Source organism: Solihabitans fulvus (assembly GCF_008386585.1).
Classification (GTDB): domain Bacteria; phylum Actinomycetota; class Actinomycetes; order Mycobacteriales; family Pseudonocardiaceae; genus Solihabitans; species Solihabitans fulvus.
The window spans coordinates 125,035-125,442 of sequence record NZ_VUOB01000013.1; the positions used below are offsets into that span (position 1 = coordinate 125,035).

1 protein-coding gene is annotated in these 408 nt (G+C 65.0%); it reads left to right on the top strand.

Translation table 11 applies throughout. The annotated features are described in order from the left end of the window. Nucleotides 1-408, top strand: a 408-nt coding sequence (locus F0L68_RS43425) for a molybdopterin oxidoreductase family protein (RefSeq protein WP_223198621.1), incomplete at both ends; no start/stop codon positions are given.

Here is a 408-nt window from a genome sequence, read left to right on the forward strand (position 1 = left end):
GGATCGGTTGGCGGCGTTGGATTTGTTGGTGTGTGCGGATGTGGTGTTGTCGGAGACGGCGCGGGTGGCGGATGTGGTGTTTCCGGTGACGCAGTGGGCTGAGGAGTCCGGGACGATGACGAATCTGGAGGGTCGGGTTCTGTTGCGGCAGCGCGCGGTGACCCCGCCTCCTGGGGTGCGCAGTGATCTGGACGTGTTGCAAGGACTGGCGGTTCGACTCGGACAGCCCGCCGAGCGGTTCCCGGTCGAGCCGGAATCAGTGTTCGAGGAGTTGCGGGCGGCGTCGGCTGGTGGTCCTGCGGACTATTCCGGGATCACGTATGGGCGGTTGCGTGCGGGTGAGGCGTTGCATTGGCCGGTGACTTCGGAACGGCATCCTGGTACGCCTCGGGTGTTTGTGGATGGGTT